Source organism: Adlercreutzia faecimuris (assembly GCF_022669055.1).
GTDB classification, from domain to species: Bacteria; Actinomycetota; Coriobacteriia; order Coriobacteriales; family Eggerthellaceae; genus Enterorhabdus; species Enterorhabdus faecimuris.
The window spans coordinates 29180-49770 of sequence record NZ_JAJMLW010000003.1; the positions used below are offsets into that span (position 1 = coordinate 29180).

Sequence of the window (20591 nt, forward strand, 5' to 3'; positions counted from 1 at the left end):
TTCCTAAATCTTATTCGTGACAGGCTGAGCGAGTGCCAGCAAATCGTTCCAGGAATCGGACTTTGCGATATCGTCCTCATAGGCGATCAGGTATCCCCAGTGACTGTTGGAGAACACATCGTCGATGGCGAGCTTCCTCACGAGCTGTTCTGCTGCCTTCCGCTTCGCCTGCACCTTCTCATCATCTCGGCCTCGCGCGTCTTTGCCCTCGATGATCCAATACGTTCCCTCATCGTCTAAGGCGACGAAATCTGGGAAGTAGCGGTCTTTGGGCGTGTAGTAGATGTAAGCACCCATGAAAGGATGCAGCCTGTTCCACCAGACTATGCGAGGGGATGTGTTGAGCAAGCGTGCGAGCATGTACTCGCCAGTGTACGAATCAAACGATTCCTCCGCATAGAGTGATTTGAACCAGCCGGAATAGACGCGACCTCTCACGAATTCATCCCGGGTATCGATCTGGTCGTAGACCTTCTCGCCAATCGGGAGAGAGTAGCCGGTGCATTCGATAGCCTTGGCTTTGATGACGGGCACTTCCTGCGTTGATCTCAGTGTCTCGACTATGAAATCCTTGATGGTCTGCCTCAGCTGCTCTTGGGCAGAAGACAACGATTTGACTGTCCATGTGTCTAAGTTCGATGCGCTCATGAACCTCGGGATAAGGTATTGCGCGATATATCGCGCCGTCCCCTCGGTTTTCGGAACCATCGACATGTTCAGCACCAGCTTGACAAGGGCGTCCCGTGCGTCCTCGTCGCTCACATGAACGGAGTCTACCTCGGCGCTTTCGGTGTCCACTGCGCGTAGGGACTTGCCCAGTACGGCAACTATCTCCTTGCGGTAGAGCACATCACCGGTTGAGGTGACCCTTCGTGCAGCGGCAGCGAGTGTGTCATCGGAGATACCGGAGAGGTCTATCTCGGGCTGCTTCGCCTCTATGATCGTCACCGGGAAGTCGTATGAGGTTCCAAGGAATGCCGGATTGGGATCAATCGTGATGTAAGTCAGATCAGGCTCATCTGTGAGGCTAGGATCGTTGACCGACTGGACTAGGACGGTCGGCTTGTTTGACGCAGCGTCGGTATTTGTATCGTCACCAAATGAGGTTCGCGTGTAAGGAGCTGGTGCATTAGAAGCCTCCTGATAGCCTTCAGTCGCAGAATCTGATCCGAAGGCAGCACCTGTGGTTTCGTCGCCTTGGCCGATATGCGCAATCTCATACTCGAAGCGAGACCGATCATTTGAGCTAACCGCTTCTTCGAGACCGAACTGCCTGAGCACGTTTTCCTGTTCGAGAAGCTCCTTGAAGGATTGGTGCGAGATGATGTCCAGCTGATCGACCTGCCTGATGCCGGTGTATTTCCCGAAAGGCAGGCGGAGCCCGCGCCCCATGGTCTGCTGTGTCAAGACCTCTGAGGCCATGGCTCTCAGCGTCACGATCACGGCGATATTCTTGACATCCCACCCTTCCTTAAGCTTATTCACGCTGACGACCGCCTTGACGGGCGAGTTGGGATCGTCCAGATCTTCGAGCATCCTTTGCGTGAGGTCGTCGTCATGCTCGGAGTCCACCTGCAGAACGGCAAGCTCGCGTCCGAAGAACTCAGGTCCCCGCAACAGATTTGTTATCTCGGTCGCATGGGACACGTCCGAGCAGACCACGAAAAGCACGGCGTTCAACTCGGGCAGCTCGTTCTGCGCTATATAGGCATCGTATGCCGACTGCTTGATGTCCCGAAGCTGGAGCGCGTCCCTCAGCTGCTGCTCCTCGGATGCCTCGTCTTCGCCGTACCCGCCTTTTCGGAAAGCGAGGACGGGCGTTTTCACGTACTCGTCTGCGATGGCGCGGTAGAGAGGGTACTTGTAGATGACGTGGTCGCCTTCGAGGATGGAGGCGGTCAGCCCGATGGTCGCAGCAGGTTCGAGCTCGCGGATCGCCGAATGGAATGCCGCCGCGCTGGTCGAATAGAGATGGGACTCGTCCGCGATGAGCACGAGATCGTCCTGGCTCTTCAGGTAGTCGAAAAGCACGCCAGCGTTTTCGTCGAAGCGGCGCGGCTTCCGCCTCATGGCGTCCTGGCTTCCGTCGCTTGTCCCGCCTTCCTCCTTCTTAGGGGCGATGAGCTGCTGGATGTTGAAGATGAATGCGAGCAGTGGAGTCTCTCTTCCAAACGAGAGCTGTGCTGCTCCGTTCTGCCTCGCGATCCAAGGCGAGTAGTCTTGCGGCGTGACCACATCCGGAGGGATCTGTGCGCCCTCGATGTAGCGGCCGCTTCCGGGGGTGAAGTTCTTGACCGTCTTCGCCTGAACAGTCTTACCGGGGGTGACGATCACGACATTGCCCACGCCCTGCCTGCGAAGGTACTCCATGAATGCGGCCATAAGATAGGTCTTTCCGACGCCGGTGGCAAGGTTCATGACTTGGATGACCTCTGGATCGTAATCGCCATCGAGTGTGAATATGAGCTTGCGAAGTGCTTCCTTGTTCGGAGTGCGCAAGTCGAACTCCGAGCTGATGGACTCGATAAGATCTGAATCGAAGTTGATGTTGAGTCGTTTTGCCATTATCTTGCGCCTCCCTTCGTATAGCGGAAGACGTCGTCCGGTACGGCAATCACCCGCGACCCCTTGCTGATCTTTCTCAGATGCTCGCGTGCTCCATCCATGACCATGGTTCCGGCTATGACGATCTTTTCTCCTTCTCCAAGCTTTCCGACGATCGAGTCAACCGTGTCGGCATCGATAATGCCTTCCACGACTTTAAGGTACGTATCGCCGCGATGGGCGTCGAATGGGCTCGTGCAGCTATCGGGGATCGTCCTGAACCCTAGATTTGCGGCAATCGATTTCACCAGCGTATCGCCCGTTGCGGCTTCCGTAAGCATCACTCTGCCAAGAGAGTCGTCATAGTCAAAGCATTCCTTCGAGAGATGGGCGACCTGGAAACCGCCTCCGCCGCGCCAATTGACGAGCATCTTTGACTTCTTCGTCTTTGCGAGCTGCTTCAACTTCTTGACATCGCTGCTTGTTTTCAGTGCATCATCATTCGATATCAGCTTGTTCAGCCAAGATGTGAACTGGTTGGCATCCTCCGGAGTCATCTTGTCAGGTAGTCCTTCGGGACTGTCGTCAAAGCGCTCGCCTTCAGAGCGGCTTACGCCGCCCTCGTCGGTTCCGTACACGACTTTCTCCAATCGTGGCAAAGTGAAGTCTCGGAACGTCGAATCGAGAAGCTCGCAGGTGACCCAGCGCCTTCCCATCTTCTGGGCGACGGCCGCAGTTGTGCCAGATCCCGCAAAGCAGTCGAGCACGATGTCGCCTGGCTTGGAGCCGATGTGGATTATCCTCTTCAGGAGCGCCTCGGGCTTGGGCGTTGAGAAAGGGGTCTTGCCAGGGAACAAGGCCTTGATCTCCGACTTGGACGTTCTGTTGTGCCCTACCTCGGCATTCGGCCACAACGTGCGTGGGACGTTCAGGCGATTAGGAATATATGACTTCTTCCCGAATCGTCCTTCACCTCCTGAACGCAGGATAAAGACTGGCCAATTCCCTCCCTCGTATATTTCTTCAGCTTGCTCCTTTGCTTCATTTAGAGGTACGGCAAGTACGAGAGCTGGGACATCACGTCTAACTTCTTCGGGAGAGATGCCACATAATTCAGCTCTCGCATCAGTATCGTCAAGTATCTCTAGTTTGTATGGTGCCCAACCATTCACGATTTCTAAAATCTTGCTTTGATCAAAAGCCCAATGCCTTGCGCGAGCAGGGTATATCAACTCACCAGTTATCGGCTGTTGGATTGCGTATACCATTCCTTGATGGAATCGCGCATCGTTTGCGGTTGGATCTCCGTCCCACCATGGGCCTTTTGGATCATTGTCGGGATTGGAGAAACGCGCATTGTCTGCGACCGTTCTTGGCAGACCGTTCACTTTGAACGCCTCTGACTTTGCATAGACCACGATGATGTCATGGTCTGACGAAAAGTATTTAGCATCATTTCTAGGCGAATCCGCCTTTTGCCAGATGACCTCGGTCACGAAATTCCCAGCTCCGAAAATCTCGTCCAGAAGCACGCGCATCCTGTGGTCTTCTTTGTCGTCGAGATGCACCCAGATCGATCCGTCGTCTGACAGGAGGCGCTTCAAATGGAGCAGCCTGTCCCTCATCATCGTAAGCCAGATGGAGTGCTCCAGGTTATCCTCATAGGAATCGAAAGTCTGGGCCGTATTGAAAGGCGGGTCGATATAGACCAGCTTCACATTGCCCACGTATTTTTCGGCAAGCTCGGGCACACGCGTCAGCGCCTCAAGAACGTCGCCAGATTCGCCATGGACGAGCAGATTGTCAGTTTGGGGTTCAAGATCGGCATATTCGGAATACTGGTATTCATCTGATTTAGGCGATTGTTCGCCCTGAATGTATTCATCCATTACGAGCGTGTGCGTCTCGCAATACCTGGGATCCGAAGGTTCAACCCACCGATAGCCATACTTGCCTGTTTCGGTCGGTATGAGTGCTTTGTCCTTGTTATACCAAGTTAGCTGTAATCGCTGCTGGGTCATTTCGCCTCATTCTACTTTCTTGCCTCGGCGGCCAATCTATCCAAATAATCTGCGTATTCATCCCTCAAGCTCTTCGGCCCGTGTATCCTCACAGTGCCTCCGAGTCCCGCAATCCAGCCGAAGAACGGCTCGGACTTGCGGATCTTCACGATGGCCTTCGCGGTCTCGTCGTCGTGCTCGTACATCTCGGCGGCGTCGCCGAAACGGTCCATGATGATCTCCACCTTGTCCCCGTCGACGAGGAGCGTCGCTGTGACTGGCTCGCCGCCGAAGCGGCCGAAGCTCTCGTGTCCGTCGCCGTCGAATGTATGATGCGTTATCTCCTCGTTGCGGGTTGCCGCGTTTTGGGACACCCGCAGCTTCTCCATGCGGTCGATCCTGAACTCGGTCATGCACTCATGGTCGTCGTTCCACGCGGTCAGGTAGTAGTAGCCGTCCCAGTAGGTGATGCCCACGGGCGTCACCTCGTGCGGTTTGCCGTCATGGGTTGCCTTGCGCTCTCCCTTGAGGTTGAACTTGTAGTACATGAAGGAGACCTTCTTGTGCTGTCGCATCGCATCGTGAAGGATATCGATGCACTCGAACACTCCGTCCTTCTTGGACGTTATGCGCCCAGGCACGTGTATCCGTCGATCCAGAAGAGCCCGTTCGTAATCGCTCGCGAGGAGCTTCAGGTTCGTAGTGAGAGCGTTTGACTGCCTGCGGGTGAGGAACTTGCACGATTCCACGGCGTCTACCAGGAGCATAAGCTCGGACAGCGTGAAGTCCCGCCTGACGACGGCGTACTGGACGGGGTTCCTCTGGTAGGTGCGGATGTCGAGGCCGAATTCCTTGAGCGTCTCAAGGTCGCGGTAGACGCCCTTGCGCTCCGCCGGTATCTCGTAGGCGTGCAGCCGGTCGATGAGCTGCGTCATGGACAGCCCGTGGCTCTCGTCGGTCTCCTCTTCGAGGATGCGCTTCAGGTACAGCAGCTTCAGCTTCGACTTGCTGTTGTTCGCCATGATCCCTGCCCTTCTCTCGCGCCCCATCTGTATTACATACGTTGATTACTCATTCTAAGCGATGAAGCCGAATCACCGCTTTGGGTGTCCCTTTTTCGCATAACTTCTCCTCCCGGGCGGAGCATCTGCCCACGCGAACGTACGAATTCCTCCACCCACGTGCTCTCCGAATCTCGCGCATGCCCCTTCGCCTTCCTTGAACGTCGCACCCTCGCACAGCGCCGCTCGTTGCCGCGCAAGGGCCGCGATGCTTTTCCGATTTCTTTTCAGGGAGGTCTTCGCTTCGCATGTCCCAGAAAACAAATGGGAAAACCAGCACGGCGAAGATGCTTCCTCGATACGCCGTTTCGCTTCCTCCCTTGCACGGCCGCGACGCTATGCGCCATGCGCCTCACAAGGCAGGCCAAAGGGGCCGAGCCGAAGACGAATTGGAGGTCGATTCGAATGAAGGAATTCAGCAAGCACGTTCAGGACGCGGCGGAGATGTTCCTCAAGCGCCGGGGCTACGAAATCCTCGATGCGAACTGGGAGTGCCCGGACGGCGACGGGAAGTTCGACATCATCGCCCAGGACGAGGACTCCATCGCATTCGTCCAGGTGAAGGGGCGCGACGGAAGGGTCGATGGATTCGGCTTCGACGAGGCGACCATGGAGCGCGAGGACTTCGAGCGCATGTCGATGAGCTACCTCGCCGAGAACCCGGACATCTGCGACTGCGCGGTCCGCTTCGACGTCGTCGCCATCACGGTAGTCGGCGAGGCTAGGGCGATGATCCGCCACCACATCAACGCGATGAGCCACAGCCTCTCGGAGGAATAAACGACCTCCGTTCCTCCGGACGAGGAACCCCGCCCCGTCCGGGCCGCAAGGCCCGGGCGGGAGCCAGGGGGCATCCGGCAACGATTGAAAGGACGCACGAAAATGGGACTCGACATGTACCTCACCCGCAGGGCAAAGGGCGAAAACGCCGAACACGAGCTTCTGGCCTACTGGCGCAAGGCGAACCACATCCACGGCTGGTTCGAGCGCAACACTTCCGACGGATTCATCGAGAACTGCGAGTACTATCCGGTCTGCAGGCAGGATCTGGTCTGCCTCATGGACGACTGCAGGCTCGTCGAAGACGACCGCTTCCTGGCACCCGAGCTCCTCCCGGTGCAAGAAGGTTTCTTCTTCGGGGCATTCGGCTACGAAGACGACTACTACACGCAGTGCATAGACGAGACGGTCAGCATGCTGGAGCGCGTGCTTAAGGAGACCGGCGAAGATGACGAGCTCTTCTACCACGCCTGGTGGTAGCGACCGCAAAGTACCCTAAAACAGTTCACAAATGAACTGTTTTAGGGTACAATACCGAATGTAATACAAATCCACCTGAAGCGCCCAACCTCCAACCTGCGGGCGCGAGATGCAAGGGAGAAAGGACAAGCATGCGCACCATAGCCATCTCCAACTACAAGGGAGGTGTGGGCAAGACGACGAGCGCCGTGAACCTCGCAAGCATCTACGCCGATGCGGGCAGACGGGTGCTCCTGATCGACCTCGACCCCCAGGCCTCCGCGACCGACTACTACGGACTCTACGACAGGGCGAAGGCGGAGGGCAGAAGCTCCATTGAGCTGCTGTACGGACAGGCTTCCGTGGCCGACCTCGCCTTCGAGACCGAAACGGAGAACCTATCCGTGATCCCCTCCACCATCGAGCTCGTCGACCAGAACGAGCTTTTGCTCCGCGAGCAGAGGCTCAAGTTCGCGCTCGACGATGCGGCCGACACCTACGACATCGCCATCATCGACTGCTCGCCTGTGCTCAAGCGCCTGGCATTCAACGCCTATCTCGCAGCTGCGGACGGTGGCATCGTCGTCATCCCGGTGAAGCTCGACTCAACTGTCATGCGGGGCACGGCGCTCACGGTAGAGGCCACCAAATCCATCGCCGAGGCGCTCCGCATGCCCTGCCCCAAGTACCGGATCCTGCGCACCTGCGTCCCCGGGCGCATGACCAAGGCCGAGAGGACGGGAGCAGAGGTGCTCGACCGCTTCTTCCCCGATACGCAGTTTCAAAGCGTGATCCATGCCTCGGCCAAGGTATGCGAGGGAAGCTGGCAGTGGACGCCAGTGGCGTCATTCGAGCCCGGCAGCAGACCTGCGCGCGACTACGCGGCTCTGGCTGAGGAGGTTCTCAATGAGCTCGGCTAGCGACGTCGCAAAGGCGTTCTCGATCTCGGGGCTCCTCGACGAGAGGTCCAAGACGCGCGAGCGCTTCCCCGTCCTTGAGATCGATGTCGGAGAAATCTCCGCGCATCCCGCGAACGTCGCCTACTCGATGGACGCCTCCGCCATAAAACAGCTCGCGAGCTCCATCAAGCGCGACGGCCTCACCGACCTCCCGCTCGTGAGGAGGCTTGCCGACGGCGGCTACCAGATGATCTCGGGGCACCGCCGCCTTGAGGCGTTCCGCCTCCTCGCAAAAGACGACGACGCGTTCTCACGCATTCCCTGCCGGATCGTCGAGGGGATCACGGACGCCCAGGCGATAACGCTGCTCCACACGGCGAACTACTTCGTGCGCTCGCTCACGGTGACAGAGAGGGCATTCGCTACGGAGGCCCTCGGCATCGAGGCGGAGCGGCTCCGCGCCGAGGACCCGTCGCTTAAGGGGAGGCGCACCGAGGACATCAAGGCCGAGATGATCGAGAAGCAGACCGGCAAGGCCGTCTCCGGAAGGACGATCCTGCGCGACGAGAAGCTTGCCAAGACCATCCAGAGCGACCTCTCCAGGAACTGGGCAATCGAGGCCAACGAGGGGCGGCTCTCCGCTTCGAGCGTCGATATCCTCAAAGGCCTTCCGAGGGAGAAGCAGACGCGACTTTACGTGAGCCGCCCAGCAGGCCTCTCCAAGAAGGAGACGACCGAGTACCTCAAGCGCAAGCTCGAACTTGAGAGCCCGTGCGACAAGAGGCTCGTCCGCATCCTCGACGACCTCCGCTCGTACATGTCCTCGATGGAGGGAAAGCCCTCGAAGGCCGATTGCGAGGCCGTCGCCGAGATACGGCGGATAAGCGCCCGAATCTCGAAGATGTGCACTAAGTGACCACCCTGGGACTTATCGGCGCTTAGACGCCGAATCCAGCAAGTAGCCTATGGCGTATTACATCTTCGATGACGCCATAGCACTTGCCCCGGGAGGCGATGGAGCGGCCATGTCGCTTGAGCCTCGTGAGGGCTCCGCTCCGCCAGCTCCCGGGGGTCGGGCAAGCGGAGAGAATCGGCCTTTCGACCATCGCCTCCGCTTGGCGGGGGATCCCCCGCGCCCCTGATACGAACTTTCGGAACAACAACTAGGAGGTATTCCTATGAACCCCATGAACAAGACCAGGACCTTGAGCTTCCGCCTCGCAGAGGACGACTACCAGAAGCTCGTAGAGCGCTGCCGTGAGTCGGAGCTCACGCAGTCGAAGTACCTGCGCTACCTTATCCGCATCCCCATGCTCGCCGAGGCAGCCAAGGGAGAGATCCCCGACGGCGTCGTCATCGACAGGAAGACGATGCGCCAGATGTCGCGGGAGCTCACGCGCTGGGGCTACCACTACAACCAGGCCGTGCATGCCATGAACTCGATCAACTACTACATCGTCCACGGCAAGGCCACAACCGAGCTCATCGCGCCCAAGGCCGAGACCATCGAGACGGAGCTCGCGGCGGTGAACGAGAACGCAGAGCGGATCGTCTACGAGCTGGCGCGCATCCAGTGCGCGACCATCATGGAGGCGTGAGCGATGCCGATCCTGAAGCCGATATCGGGACACGGTTCGGTGGCGGGCATCAGGCGCTACCTGGAGAAGAAGAACCGCGCCATCGGCCGCGACGTCCTGAACCTCCCGCTCGACGGAGAGTGGGTGTGCGAAGACCGCGGCCAGAGCGCGATCTTCGTCGACTGGGACGCGGAGATGGACGCCACGAGGGAGGCCTACGGCACCAACTCCGAGTGGCGCGGGCTCAAGGCGCGCACCTTCAAGCACTTCGTCATCTCGCCCGACCCGGAGGACCGCATCGACCTCGCGTCCCTGCGCGAGCTCTCGCAGGCATGGGTAGGTGTGTACTTCCCGGATCACGAGGTAGCGATCGTCTACCACGAGGACAACGAGGGGCGCATCCCCCACGCGCACGTTGTCGTGAACAACGTGAACCTGAAGACCGGCTACCGCATGCAGACCGAGCATCCCGAGGATCTGAACCGGGCGCTCCAGGACATGGCGCGCGACCGGGGGCTCACGGGATTCTCGAACGTGATGCCCGAGAGGTCGCAGAAGAGCGCAGAGCCCAAAACGTCCCGTACGCGCCAGGGCATCTACTTCGGGCGCGCAGAGAAGGAGATCATGCGGTCCGGCAACTACTCCTGGGTGGGCGACATCAGGGCGCGCGTGGCGCTCGCGAAGAACACCTCCCGTAGCGAGGCCGACTTCATGGAAGCCTTGCGCCGCCTCGGCATCGACGTGGCCGACAACTCGTCGAAGGCACGGCGCGACGACTGGATCTTCTCTTTCGCCGACGAGTCGACGAAGAAGGTGTCCGGCGAGAGGCTCGGCTTCACTTTCGGCAAACAGATGCTGAGGAGTCGGTTCGAGAGGCAGTCGGCCTACCACCCCGAGCGCAGGACCGAGGGCGAGATACGCCGCCGCGCGGTGAGCGCCGTGGAGCTGAACGACCTTCAGGACCTCTCAAGCCTCTCTGCCGTCCTTGAGACGTGCGCTAAGTTCGATATCCGATACCTGGAGGACTTCGATGCGAGGGCGGCCACCCTCGCCCGCAGGGATCAGCTGGGCAGCGAGGGCTTCAGGCGTCTGGCCGAGGCGCGCATCTACGTAGCCGAGAACAACCTCATGACGCACAGGAGCAGAAGCGAATCCGCCCCGGCATCGACGAGACGGCGCGGAAACCAGCACCAGCACGCGCCAAGGACGCAGGAGGCCGAACAGAGGCGCAACCGAGAGAGGAGCGACAGATGATAGTGAAGGTCACATACGACGACCAGAGGCTCGACGTCTTCGACACGGCGACGTTCACCTCGGCAACGCCTCTAGGCAAGTCGAACATGCTCACCAACTTCGAGGTGCGCTTCGACACCTTAGGAGATGGCGGCCTCTGGATGGCCGCCCACAGCTACCAGGCGGAGAAGATGGAAAGTGACGACGACCAGGTGCCAGCAGCCAGGCGCAGGCGCGGATGGGAGTTCCTCCTTGCCGATGCCGATGAGCTCGGGCACGTGGAGCTCGTCGTGGTGGACGGCGAGGCGATCATGAAGCGCGTGTTCGGAGAGCTCGTGGATCTGCAAGCGTTCGACGAGGCGGCCTACGAGTGCATCGGGAGCTCGTCGAAGGGGCTGCACGCAAGGATCGCAGAGCTCTACGGGTATCTCAAGAGGATGACGAGCGAGCCGAGCCCGAAAGTGCCGGGAATCCCGGCAGATGTGGTGGACGCCGTCATCTCCTCGGTCGAAGCGGAGAGCTCGGTGCGGGAGAAGCAAGAGGACGAGTTGGCTGAGGAATGGGGCGATATGGATGAAGCTGGTTGGTAGTTTCGTGCGTTGGCTTATCAAAGCGGTGTTCCGCTTCATGTAGGAAGGTGAGATAGATGAAGTTCAGCGAGTTGACCAGAAGCGACAAGGGAAAGCTAGCGGCAGCCTGCGCCATCCTGGCTGTGATGCTGGCTCTGTGCATCGCGCTCGTGTCCTGCTCGGGAGACGTAAGCGCAGGGGAAATCGGTGCAAACCGCGCCGTCGCAGACGCTACAGACGGAGCCATCGAGGGCATCGAAGCTCCGGAGGTTGTCGAGGGCAGTGAGGCTGAAGAGGGCTCTTTCGCACAACAAGCAGAGGCCATCGAGGCTTCAGAAGATGAGACGACCTCGAATGAAGATGATGACTCTGCCGATCTGGCTGTTGCGGCATCGGAGCAACCAGTCTCCGACTCTTCGCGCACCGAATCTAAGAGCAGGAGCAAGCCAGATGGCTCCGCCCCTGCACAGAGCGCATCGCAGAGGAAGTGGGTCGAGGACACCGAGCAGATTTGGGTCGTGGACAAGGCCGCATGGACCGAGAGCGTCCCCGTCTATTCCACAGTCGAGGTCTCGATCTGCAACATTTGCGGCCAGGACGTCACGGGCAACGTCTCAGCTCATGCGAAGGCCCATATGAAGGCTGGCGAGGGGTCGGGGCACCATAGCGAGATGCGCCGCGAGATCACCGGATACGAAACTGTGAGCCATCCGGAAGAAGGACATTGGGAAACAAAGGTCGTAGGAGGGCACTGGGAATAGACCCCAAGGGCTAACATTGCTCAAATGTAAAGCTGCATTATTTACGCAAAGGAAAGGTACATTTATGACCGATGCGGAATTGCTATGTTTCCAGGATCAGCTTCGGAACTCGCTGTCAAGCATCTCTGGGGTGGCCGAAGCGCTCTCGCACGTGGGCACCGAATCCAACGATTACTGTATGTGCCAGATGCTTGCGAACGTGCTGAAAGGCGATATCGAAAGTATTGTGTCTAAATGCCCGGAAGAATGGGAAATTTCCTACCCGGGGATCTAGCATAGAGCCGGGAGCCGGTAGTCTGGCCAGTCGCACATCCGGCTCCCTTGATCCAAAGAATAGCCAACAACCAGTTCGATTTCATTAACTGCTAGCTAATCTTCGGGACGGTAGATCAGAAGTCCTCACCGAAAATATCCCGCCACACTTCGTTAGAGATATCCGAGGCTTTGAGCATCTCTCTCATTTTCTCCTGCAGAGCTAGTGGCATTGATGCGAAGTCTTCCCTGATCGCTTTGTCCGTAGTCTCTTTTGCCTTGTCATGGCGCTCTATCAGTTCTTTCATCTCGTCAATCTCGTACATACCAGGGTTCTCGATAGCCAATCTCTCGCTGAATTCGATGGCCTCTTGCTCTATCTGAGCTTTTCTTGTGTCTTCTTCGCTCATGTCCTGCCACTTGCCCAGCGTTCTCTTGTAGGCCATGTCCCTTTATGGGACAGCGTCACGATGTAAGATCCGATAGCATAGTGACTGATATGGTTGCCATGCATTATACCGAGCTGCATCGGTCTTCCGCTGATATCTGGAATACAATTGTCTCTATGATAAAACTGGAGGATTAGATGAAGAAGACTTTGATTATCGTCAGCAATGAGTCTGACAGGAAATATGCAACCTACCTGCAGCAACTGATAAGCGCATTCGACGATTCTGATGACAAGCAGATTGGAACGAAGGACGGCTCGGTCGATGCCGTCGTTTGGGACGAAAAGCACTACAGGGACAATTTCAATTGCCTGAAATCAACTAACCATATTCTCTTCATCGGCGACAACGAGAGCGCCAGAGAAGCCCGTAGTAATATGAACGTCAAGTTCTATGCCGTCGGAATGAGCTACGGTTGGCTGGGCTCGCAGGCATATATGCTCGTAGATGACGGGAGCCTCAACAAGGACAACTACGGCGAATTCAAGGAGCTCTGCGAGAAATACGGCAAGACCTTCAAGAAGGAGCTCGATCTTCACTTCAGCCCGTCTGAAGCCGAGCAGCAAAACCAGCAAGCGAAGCCAGATGACGCCATCGCCCTGCTTCCTGTCCCCTTGGCCTTCCTTTCGCCTGTTCTCGGGGTTGCGTCCGCTGCCGCAATCCATGGACAAGCTGCGGTGAACATGGCCGGTCAGGCTCTGGCGAAAGCGGGCGATATGCTTCAGGCCGCCGAAGCGAAGGATCAGCAGTACTCGCTTTTGACCCTGATATTGTATATGGATGGGCTGACGGAGTTCTTGGGCGAGTAAGATGGATGCGGGATTCGTCGAGGGATTTGAATACTTTGCGCAGAACGCTGGTGCTCAGATTGCGGCTAACGGCTCCGCAGAGCGCATCGTGTTGGCCGAGGAGGAGATCGCTGCCCTAGCCGAGGCGATAGAGGTGCTAGGCACCAACAAATCGGTGGATTTTCTTAGCGGCGATATTGCCGAATATCTGCTCGCGCATACATTCAACATCGATGCGATTTTGTCCGAGTCCGAAAACCGTGCGACTGTCCCGAGGGTCACCTCTTTCGCTTCTCCGGATATCGTGCTGAACACGGGAGAGGAATTCCAAGTCAAGTTCTATGCCGACGGGGCGAAGAGCGCAAGAGCTCAGTCGGTGACCTATCGGGAGGCCTCTAATAATCCATCCACGAAAGCAGGTGCCGCACATGTCATCGCCCAGGGTGACGTAGACCCCAACAGCCCGATATACAAGGGCATGGGGCGCGTCATACCGAAAGACCAGACAGCGGATGCTGAGCTTTTTCTGGATAGGAAAGCTGCGAAGGAATCCGTAACGAGAAAGTCGAATGCACGGCGATATGTGGAGACCAAGGAGAACCTCACCGAGGTCGTTGAGGATCGGAGGGGCGTCGCCTCGAAATCATTCGCTCGCGAGGAATCAAAACAAATTGCACGGGAAGCCAAAGAAGGCAATCTCAATCTCGAAGACTATGGTATCTCCATGGACCAGATGATAAAGGCAAGGCACATTCTGGCGTCTTCTATTAAGGCGGGCATGTCTGCCGCGATGATAGCGGCGGTTCTGAAGGCGGGGCCGCTCCTTGTCTCCTGTGTGGAGGAATTGGTCGCAACTGGCGAGGTAGACCTGGATCGGCTTCAAGATTCAGGAACGGATTTGGCGACGAATAGCGGTGCGGCTTTTGTAACAGGAAGCATCAGCTCCGCGATCGTAGAGGCGATGCATTCGGGCCTTCTTGGCGAATCCGCAAAAGACCTTAATCCCTCCATCGTCGCCAGCGCCACCGTGGTCGCTGTGAACGCAATCAGAAACGGCGTGAAGGTGGCCAAAGGAGAGATGGGCAATCGCGAGTTCGCCGATGCCGTCGTCAGGGATACTTTCGTCTCTGCCGTCGCGTTGGCGGGAGGCGCTGTTGGCCAAGCTGCTCTTCCGATGGTCCCGATGATCGGATACTTGCTGGGCAGCTTCGTCGGCTCCGCAGTGGGGGGCATTACATACAACGCTGGGCAAAGCTTGCTCATGTCGTTCGCTGTCGAAAAGGGTATTACCTTTTTTGGAATCGTCGACCAAGATTACGAACTACCGGAATCCACACTTGAGTCTTTAGGCATCGAGGTTTTCGAGTATGAGAGGTTCATGCCAGATTCAGCCTCTATCGATAAGTTTTCTCCAGATGTCTTGCGCCTCGATCCGACGTCTGTCGATACTTACCGAATTAGCTTTCCGAAACGAGGCGTTATCGGATTCGGCAAGGTAGGCTATATCGACTCTCACTAACGCAAAAGAGCCGAGAGGAAATCTCCCGGCTCTTAGATCGTTATACCGACTTTCGTGCCTTAGTCTGCGAACTTTGTAACGCAGGCCGCTCCTTGCATTCGGACAGTAGCATCTGGCTTGAGTCGTGAATCTGGAAGCCATCCGGCTGTCACTCTGGCCTTCCCGCCAGCGTTGATGGGGGTGGTATCGAAGCTGTTCGTGACAGCGATCAGTTTATCTTCAGCATCATACATGCCTACGAGGAATGTGTAGTATTCGGCATCCCTGTTATGCGGATTTGTCAAAACGGCTTCTGCAGCGAAATGGGTAGTGTCGTATTGATAGTTGTCGATACGAGTAATCTCGCCAACCTCCAAAGTGGTTTCGTCCTCAGACGCAGCTCTGCTGTAATCGATGTTGACTTGGATTTCCTGAACTTCGTCCTCGGCTGTCAGAGTCGCATTTGTGCCCGAAAACGTATCCATGGCGTATCCGGTTTGCGACCCTGCTAAGTACTTGGGTGCCAAGTCGACCATATCCGTTCCTGTGATCGTCACGCCGTCTTTGTCGAAGTACTGGAATTCAACCTCATCGATATCGATGGGGACTCTCGATTTGTTTTCAAAGCTCGCATAGCCCATCAAATCGAAGTTGTCGCTGAACTCTTGCTTGTATACATAGAATCCTTTTTGAACCTCTATTGGATTGAGCGTCAACGTGAACGACTTGCTTGCCTCGTTGTCGGCTTCGTCTTTAACCGACAAGGTCACATTGTAATCGCCGAATTCCCCAGTATCGATTGCGCCGGTCTCGCTATCGTAGATATCGCCATCGCAGGTGATGCTGTAATCTAGTTCGTCAAGACCATATTCCTTAGTCCCGTCATCCGTTTCGTCGGTGACGCCTTCGATGTTGTCTCTAATGTAGTCGTTGAGGTTGAACTCTGTCCCGCACATCACCTCTACGTTTTCCTCGTCAAGCCCAACTATTTCTGGAGGCGTGTTGTCGCACCCAGTAAGCGCAAAACACGCCAAAGCAGCCATTAGACCGCAAGCCACAATTTTGCTTTTCATAAGCCCTCCTTAATGTATTGGCATTTCAATGGTATCAGTGGTTTTGATGTTGAGCTGGGCGATAATGGTACATACGGTTTTCGGGTTTCAGCATCGTTAATTGGCTATTTGCGCGTAGACGATCGTCCGAGAATTCCATGTTTGATAGGAGCAGGTGGTAAAAGCGAAGAGCTGGCTTGCGTCGTATGTATCTGTTAGCTGCAAATCCGGCGTTCCGACAATCTCCTCAAAGCCCTCCTCCTGATCGATCACTAATCTCTCATTGCTGGCGTTCACGATGTCTACCGCGCAGACCTCAAGCTCAAGCGTCTCGCCGCTTCGCTTGTAGACGATGATGCGACTGTGTTCCGGGGCGAACCCCTCGTCGACGAAGTCGGCGAACTCTGCGAACGTAGTTCCGTCGGACATATGGTGGCCGTAGACCACGACGAATCTGGAATCTATCGTGCAATCACAGTCTATGTAGGGCGTCCCGTACGCCCCTTGGTCGAACACGTCTCTGTGGAGGTATGCGTTCGGGGAATCGGGCGTGGCCTGCACGATCGGCTCGTCTATTCCCGTGCCGGGCACTTCCACCCATGCGATGATCTCTGCAGGGAGGCTGTCCCAATCGATCTGCCTTCCGGGTTCCTCCCGGTCGCTCACGCTTTCCAACGCATCGATCAGCGCTACGCGGTCCTCTTCCGGCGCGCAGAAGACGGTGACGGCGAGTGCCGTGAGGATGGCAGCTACGATCACGCTCGTGACCCTTGCCGCCTTTCTGATTCTCTTCATCTTTTGCTCCTTGTTTCGAAAAAGGGTGGGACGCCCATCGAGCGCCCCACCCTGCCTGTCTTAGCTCCCGTCTAAGATTCCTGTCGCTTGCGCGAAGGGTCGGTTTAATCCTCGTCGGCTGCCGTCAGCGCTTCCTCTTCTATCTTTTCGATGGCGTCGGTCTGCTTGCGGGAGCGACGGACGTAGGCATAGGTCGCACCGGCGATGCCGCAGAGCAGGATCACCGCGACGCTGGCCGTGACGGGATCGACCTCCGCGAACGCTCCGGTCTTCGGGTATCCCTTTCCAGGATTCTCGGGCTCAGGCACGGGCTCCGGCTCGGGGAAGCTCACGGTCTGGCCGTCGTCGTCGATGTCCTCGTGGGTGGCGACGATGTTCTCCTGTGCGTCCGCGAGCTTCTCGAAGAACACGATGTCGTGGCCTGCGAGCTCGCGCGTGTCGATCTCGACCTCGACGTCGATGGTGCCGTCCGGGGTCTCGGGCACGAACTCGGTCGTTCCCACGACAGGGAGGCCGTCATCGCCCGTGAGCGGGTTTCCGGTCGCCTTGTCCATGAGCATGGTGAAGAGCTTGTAGGTGCTGCCAGGCGCGAGCCCGGTGTAGGCAACCGTGTCGATGAGCTTCACGTGCTCGCCGATGGTGCCGACGTTGGTGCCGGTCTCGGCGTCGCGCGCCTGGGTGGCGATGTCCACTATGGCGACCGTCTGCTCCACGTCGTCGATGTCGGCATGGACCATGTACTCGTACCCCTCGAACTCCATCGTCTCGAACGCGACGAGCGACTTGCCTGCGAGGCCCATGCCCGCGAAGGTGAAGATTACGTCTACAGTGCCGCAGGATTCCTCTGCCGTGAACGTGGTGGACGCCGTGATCTTATTGCCCTCATCGTCGAGCGCGGGCTCTCCCGTTGCCTTGTCCATGAGGGTTCCGCTCACGGTGTACTCGTTTCCGGGGAAGAGGCCCGTGTATGCGATGGTGTCCACGATGGTGAGCTCTTCGCGGGCTTGCCCCTCGTGGGTTCCGCTCTCGGAATCCGTGGCGGTCGTCTTCATGGTCTTGGGCATGTTCTCAAGCGTGAACTCGTGCGTCTGCGCCATGGCACCGCTCTCGTCCCACTCGATCATGCCCTGGTCGTTCACCGCGAAGTCGGTGACGGTCGGGTTTCCCTCCTCGTCAAGGTCGGCGATCACGTAGCCTTCGGGCGCCGCAACCTCCTGGATGTGGTAGCTTCCGTGCTTCGCGTAGGCGAGCGATATGGCCCCGTTCTCATCGGTAGTCGTCTCCTCGTCGAAGTTTCCCTCGTCGTTCCAGACATGGAACACGGCTCCCGCTACGGGCTTGTCGGGATCGAGCGCGTCGACCTTCTTGATCTCGGGGTCGGTGGGCGTGTCGGTCACGGCCTCCTCGTGGTCGTAGACGGCCACCTCCTGGCCCGCATATTCGAGAGCCACGGTCTTCTCGACGATGTCGAGCGCGTAGCCGTCCTTGGCTTTGGCCTCGTAGATCGTGTAGGTGCCGAGGTAGAGCTCGGGCGTGGTCGCCTTTCCGTCATCGCCGGTCGTGAGGGTGGCCGCGATCTCGCCCTCGTGCGCGCGGATGGTGCCTTCGGGCGTCTGGATGGTCTCCGCCGCCTTCACGATGTAGACGGACTCGTCCACGGCCCCTCCCGTCCAGGAGTCGGTCTTGGCGACCGTGATGGTCGCCTTCTGGGGAGCGTTCGCAAACTCGATGACGAGCGGGTTCTCCCAGCCGTTGTAGGCCTCGCCGACATGGAACGCCTTGCCCTCAAGCTCCTTCACGTAGCCGTGGGGTGCCTGGACCTCTCTGAGCGTGTAATCGCCCTCTTCGAGCAGCATCGGCAACGTCAGCTCGCCGCGCTCGTTGGCCGTCCAGGTGTCGATGGTCTCGGCCACGGGGTAATGGGAGGTGTAGGTGACGAGGTTGCCGCTCGCGTCCTCAAGCTGGAAGCTCACGGGAAGCGGAACCTGCTTGCCAGTCTCGGCGTCGACCTTCACGACCTTGAGGGGGGTCTGCGGGATGCGGTCGCTCACGAGCTGCGGCGGGTCGTACTGGCCCTCCTCGCGGATCGTGGTCTTCCAGTCCTCCACGGGAAGGAGCGTCTTTCCCCACTTCGCCTTGAAGGCATCCGCCACGTCTTGCGGGATCACCTCGTGGACACGGTAGGTTCCGTATGCGAGCGCTCCCGTCCAGTCGGAGGGCTTGGACCAGCCGTTCACGTCGGCGTTGTCATCCTTGGTAGTGGCGAGTCCGTTCTCATCCACCGTGATGGTGCACACGCGGTTGCCGGGCTCGACGAGCTTGCCGGTCTCGGGCGAGAGAACGGCCTCCTCGGAGTCGTTGTAGAGCTCGAACTTCACCCCGGGCACGAGTACGCGCTTGACCTCCTGCGGCATGTCGCCGTTAGGAGAGTCGTAGATCTCTACTGGCACTTCCTTCACGAGGCGGAAGTCGCCGCGCTTTATGGTGTCGGGCACCTTGGGAGAGTTGTAGGTGTAGACGGACTCCCCCTGAGCGCCGTCGGGGGTTATGCGCACGCAGAACACCTTGGGTTCCCCGCCGTGCCCGTCATCGAGGTTGTAGCCCTGCGGGGCTCTCGTCTCCTGGATGAGAACGGTGCCGAGCGGGATGGAGGCGTCTCCGTTGGTCTGGTAGTAGAGCGCGTCTCCCGAGTGCTTGTACTCGTCGGCGAGGTAGGCGAAGCCGTCCCCGTCGGTCTCGAACACCCAGGTGCGCGCGGGTGCGCCGGATGCCTCTGCCGCATCGGCATCGGCGTAGTCGCCCGCGTAGTAGCGGACGGTGAAGAGGGCTCCCGCGAGCGTGGCGTCGCCCTGCGGGCGGCTCTCTCCCGTATCGACGTCGACCTTGCCGACGAGCATGCCGACGGGGTCTGACTGCGGGATGTCGGAGACGGTCTGACCGTTCACGCGAGTCGTCTCGTCCGAGGCCACCTTCACCGGGTACACGGTCGGATCGATCGCATGCCCCGGTGCCTGCTTGGTCTCCTTCACCCAATAGTCGCCCGGCTCAAGCTCCTCCAGGATGCCCCATCCGTCCTTGTCGGTCGTGATGGAGCCCGCAATGTCCGTGAGGCCCGAGTTGCGGTACACGGTGTAGACCGCGCCCTCAACGGAGTAGAGCGGGTTGCCCTCGCACATCTCCTCGTTGGCCGTGACCTTCACAAGGTCGATGTTGCCGTAGGGGGTGTACTTGAACGAGAGGATGATCTGGGTGCCAGCACCGGTGTAGAGCTGGAACGCCTCGAAGTTCGAGGGAACCTCTGCCGTCCTCGCGGCGATGAGGCGTCCCGATGCGTTCGAGTTGATCATGCTTCCGTCGGTGCCGAACCCGATGACGTTCTTCCTAGCCCAGCTCTTGAAGTCGGCGTTGCAGCCGTAGAGCGCGTACGAGCCGTCGGAGGTGTACGTGTCGGACACGAGGATGTGGGCGCAGGCCGCGTAGCGGGCAGAGGTCATCTCGGTGCCGTCGTACCACTTGTCCGGCCAGAGGCTCGCATCGAACCCGGGGCTGCCGTAGGCGAACCAGAGGTCCGCCACCACCTCGGCGCTGCGCCCGGAGGGGGCGCTGATGGGGCTCTTGGCATAGTTGCCCGGCGAGGGCGTCGCCGATTGGGGGTCGGCGCAATAGGCCATCTCGCCGTCGGCCTCCATCCAGGTGGTGGAGTAGCCGCCGTATGGGATCTTGCCGCCAGTCGTCAGGTTCGCGCTCTCGGCGGCATAGGCGCTTTCGCCCTGCACGCCGAGCGCCCCGAGCGCCGATGTCAGGGCGATGAGCGCGGCGAGCATGCAGCGCACTACCTTCGAGGCGATCGCTGCTTCTGTGAACTCTTTCATCT

The 20591-nt window shown here is 58.4% G+C and carries 18 protein-coding genes; 11 read left to right on the forward strand and 7 right to left on the reverse strand.

The features are described from left to right. Positions 1–3: 3 nt before the first annotated feature. The 3 genes from LPT13_RS08045 to LPT13_RS08055 are packed head-to-tail and all read right to left on the reverse strand — an operon-like array spanning position 4 to position 5566. Positions 4–2565 (reverse strand): DEAD/DEAH box helicase, encoded by a 2562-nt coding sequence (locus tag LPT13_RS08045; protein ID WP_242165423.1) that lies wholly within the window; start codon positions 2563–2565, stop codon positions 4–6. Further along, positions 2565–4565, reverse strand: coding sequence for a site-specific DNA-methyltransferase (locus LPT13_RS08050; RefSeq protein ID WP_242165424.1), 2001 nt, complete (start codon positions 4563–4565; stop codon positions 2565–2567). The genes LPT13_RS08045 and LPT13_RS08050 overlap by 1 nt, the downstream gene beginning before the upstream one ends. 11 nt (positions 4566–4576) lie before the next feature. Continuing rightward, positions 4577–5566 carry a helix-turn-helix transcriptional regulator gene (locus LPT13_RS08055; RefSeq protein ID WP_242165427.1) on the reverse strand — a complete coding sequence of 330 codons (990 nt, stop codon included), beginning with the start codon at positions 5564–5566 and terminating at the stop codon, positions 4577–4579. Between the two features lie 444 nt (positions 5567–6010). Here LPT13_RS08055 and LPT13_RS08060 point away from each other — a divergent pair, with 444 nt between their 5' ends. The 9 genes from LPT13_RS08060 to LPT13_RS08100 all read left to right on the forward strand — a co-directional run bounded on the left by LPT13_RS08060 (position 6011) and on the right by LPT13_RS08100 (position 12157). Then, on the forward strand, positions 6011–6385 hold the full coding sequence (locus LPT13_RS08060; RefSeq protein WP_242165429.1) for a YraN family protein: 375 nt from the start codon (positions 6011–6013) through the stop codon (positions 6383–6385). Positions 6386–6487: 102 nt separating this feature from the next. Then, complete coding sequence (locus LPT13_RS08065; RefSeq protein WP_242165431.1) at positions 6488–6865, forward strand: hypothetical protein; 378 nt, start codon at positions 6488–6490, stop codon at positions 6863–6865. A 131-nt stretch (positions 6866–6996) separates the two neighbouring features. After that, the gene (locus tag LPT13_RS08070; RefSeq protein WP_242165433.1) at positions 6997–7764 is read left to right on the forward strand and encodes a ParA family protein; all 768 of its coding nucleotides are present in this window, start codon (positions 6997–6999) and stop codon (positions 7762–7764) included. After that, a complete protein-coding gene (locus LPT13_RS08075) occupies positions 7751–8659 on the forward strand; it encodes a ParB/RepB/Spo0J family partition protein (RefSeq protein WP_242165435.1) in 909 nt (302 codons plus the stop codon). Before LPT13_RS08070 ends, LPT13_RS08075 begins: the two co-directional genes overlap by 14 nt. 271 nt (positions 8660–8930) lie before the next feature. Then, the gene (locus LPT13_RS08080) at positions 8931–9341 is read left to right on the forward strand and encodes a CopG family transcriptional regulator (RefSeq protein WP_242165437.1); all 411 of its coding nucleotides are present in this window, start codon (positions 8931–8933) and stop codon (positions 9339–9341) included. A 3-nt stretch (positions 9342–9344) separates the two neighbouring features. Further along, a complete protein-coding gene (locus LPT13_RS08085; protein WP_242165439.1) occupies positions 9345–10574 on the forward strand; it encodes a relaxase/mobilization nuclease domain-containing protein in 1230 nt (409 codons plus the stop codon). Further along, positions 10571–11143 carry a hypothetical protein gene (locus LPT13_RS08090; RefSeq protein ID WP_242165441.1) on the forward strand — a complete coding sequence of 191 codons (573 nt, stop codon included), beginning with the start codon at positions 10571–10573 and terminating at the stop codon, positions 11141–11143. Before LPT13_RS08085 ends, LPT13_RS08090 begins: the two co-directional genes overlap by 4 nt. A gap of 56 nt (positions 11144–11199) precedes the next feature. Beyond that, a complete protein-coding gene (locus LPT13_RS08095; RefSeq protein WP_242165443.1) occupies positions 11200–11883 on the forward strand; it encodes a hypothetical protein in 684 nt (227 codons plus the stop codon). Positions 11884–11947: 64 nt separating this feature from the next. Further along, positions 11948–12157 (forward strand): hypothetical protein, encoded by a 210-nt coding sequence (locus LPT13_RS08100; RefSeq protein ID WP_242165445.1) that lies wholly within the window; start codon positions 11948–11950, stop codon positions 12155–12157. Between the two features lie 115 nt (positions 12158–12272). Here LPT13_RS08100 and LPT13_RS08105 read toward each other — a convergent pair whose 3' ends face one another. Beyond that, on the reverse strand, positions 12273–12581 hold the full coding sequence (locus LPT13_RS08105) for a hypothetical protein (RefSeq protein ID WP_242165448.1): 309 nt from the start codon (positions 12579–12581) through the stop codon (positions 12273–12275). A 140-nt stretch (positions 12582–12721) separates the two neighbouring features. On the opposite strand from LPT13_RS08105, the gene LPT13_RS08110 reads away from it, so the two are divergent. Then, entirely contained in the window at positions 12722–13393 is a 672-nt protein-coding gene (locus LPT13_RS08110; RefSeq protein WP_242165450.1) for a hypothetical protein, read from the forward strand. A gap of 1 nt (position 13394) precedes the next feature. Next, positions 13395–14891: a hypothetical protein gene (locus LPT13_RS08115; protein ID WP_242165452.1), complete on the forward strand. Its 1497-nt coding sequence runs from the start codon at positions 13395–13397 to the stop codon at positions 14889–14891. 59 nt (positions 14892–14950) lie between these two features. Here LPT13_RS08115 and LPT13_RS08120 read toward each other — a convergent pair whose 3' ends face one another. The 3 genes from LPT13_RS08120 to LPT13_RS08130 form a co-directional block, all read right to left on the reverse strand. Further along, a complete protein-coding gene (locus LPT13_RS08120; protein WP_242165454.1) occupies positions 14951–15943 on the reverse strand; it encodes a hypothetical protein in 993 nt (330 codons plus the stop codon). Positions 15944–16039: 96 nt separating this feature from the next. Continuing rightward, on the reverse strand, positions 16040–16717 hold the full coding sequence (locus LPT13_RS08125; RefSeq protein ID WP_242165456.1) for a class B sortase: 678 nt from the start codon (positions 16715–16717) through the stop codon (positions 16040–16042). Positions 16718–16821: 104 nt separating this feature from the next. Continuing rightward, positions 16822–20589: a VaFE repeat-containing surface-anchored protein gene (locus tag LPT13_RS08130; RefSeq protein WP_242165458.1), complete on the reverse strand. Its 3768-nt coding sequence runs from the start codon at positions 20587–20589 to the stop codon at positions 16822–16824. Between the last annotated feature and the right edge of the window lie 2 nt (positions 20590–20591).

Coding starts and splice junctions, on each gene's coding strand:
- LPT13_RS08100 (WP_242165445.1), top strand. CDS start 11,948: ATGACCGATGCGGAATTGCTATGTTTCCAGGATCAGCTTCGGAACTCG.
- LPT13_RS08075 (WP_242165435.1), top strand. CDS start 7,751: ATGAGCTCGGCTAGCGACGTCGCAAAGGCGTTCTCGATCTCGGGGCTC.
- LPT13_RS08070 (WP_242165433.1), top strand. CDS start 6,997: ATGCGCACCATAGCCATCTCCAACTACAAGGGAGGTGTGGGCAAGACG.
- LPT13_RS08060 (WP_242165429.1), top strand. CDS start 6,011: ATGAAGGAATTCAGCAAGCACGTTCAGGACGCGGCGGAGATGTTCCTC.
- LPT13_RS08130 (WP_242165458.1), bottom strand. CDS start 20,589: ATGAAAGAGTTCACAGAAGCAGCGATCGCCTCGAAGGTAGTGCGCTGC.
- LPT13_RS08085 (WP_242165439.1), top strand. CDS start 9,345: ATGCCGATCCTGAAGCCGATATCGGGACACGGTTCGGTGGCGGGCATC.
- LPT13_RS08115 (WP_242165452.1), top strand. CDS start 13,395: ATGGATGCGGGATTCGTCGAGGGATTTGAATACTTTGCGCAGAACGCT.
- LPT13_RS08080 (WP_242165437.1), top strand. CDS start 8,931: ATGAACAAGACCAGGACCTTGAGCTTCCGCCTCGCAGAGGACGACTAC.
- LPT13_RS08110 (WP_242165450.1), top strand. CDS start 12,722: ATGAAGAAGACTTTGATTATCGTCAGCAATGAGTCTGACAGGAAATAT.
- LPT13_RS08090 (WP_242165441.1), top strand. CDS start 10,571: ATGATAGTGAAGGTCACATACGACGACCAGAGGCTCGACGTCTTCGAC.
- LPT13_RS08050 (WP_242165424.1), bottom strand. CDS start 4,565: ATGACCCAGCAGCGATTACAGCTAACTTGGTATAACAAGGACAAAGCA.
- LPT13_RS08125 (WP_242165456.1), bottom strand. CDS start 16,717: ATGAAGAGAATCAGAAAGGCGGCAAGGGTCACGAGCGTGATCGTAGCT.
- LPT13_RS08055 (WP_242165427.1), bottom strand. CDS start 5,566: ATGGCGAACAACAGCAAGTCGAAGCTGAAGCTGCTGTACCTGAAGCGC.
- LPT13_RS08120 (WP_242165454.1), bottom strand. CDS start 15,943: ATGAAAAGCAAAATTGTGGCTTGCGGTCTAATGGCTGCTTTGGCGTGT.
- LPT13_RS08095 (WP_242165443.1), top strand. CDS start 11,200: ATGAAGTTCAGCGAGTTGACCAGAAGCGACAAGGGAAAGCTAGCGGCA.
- LPT13_RS08105 (WP_242165448.1), bottom strand. CDS start 12,581: ATGGCCTACAAGAGAACGCTGGGCAAGTGGCAGGACATGAGCGAAGAA.
- LPT13_RS08045 (WP_242165423.1), bottom strand. CDS start 2,565: ATGGCAAAACGACTCAACATCAACTTCGATTCAGATCTTATCGAGTCC.
- LPT13_RS08065 (WP_242165431.1), top strand. CDS start 6,488: ATGGGACTCGACATGTACCTCACCCGCAGGGCAAAGGGCGAAAACGCC.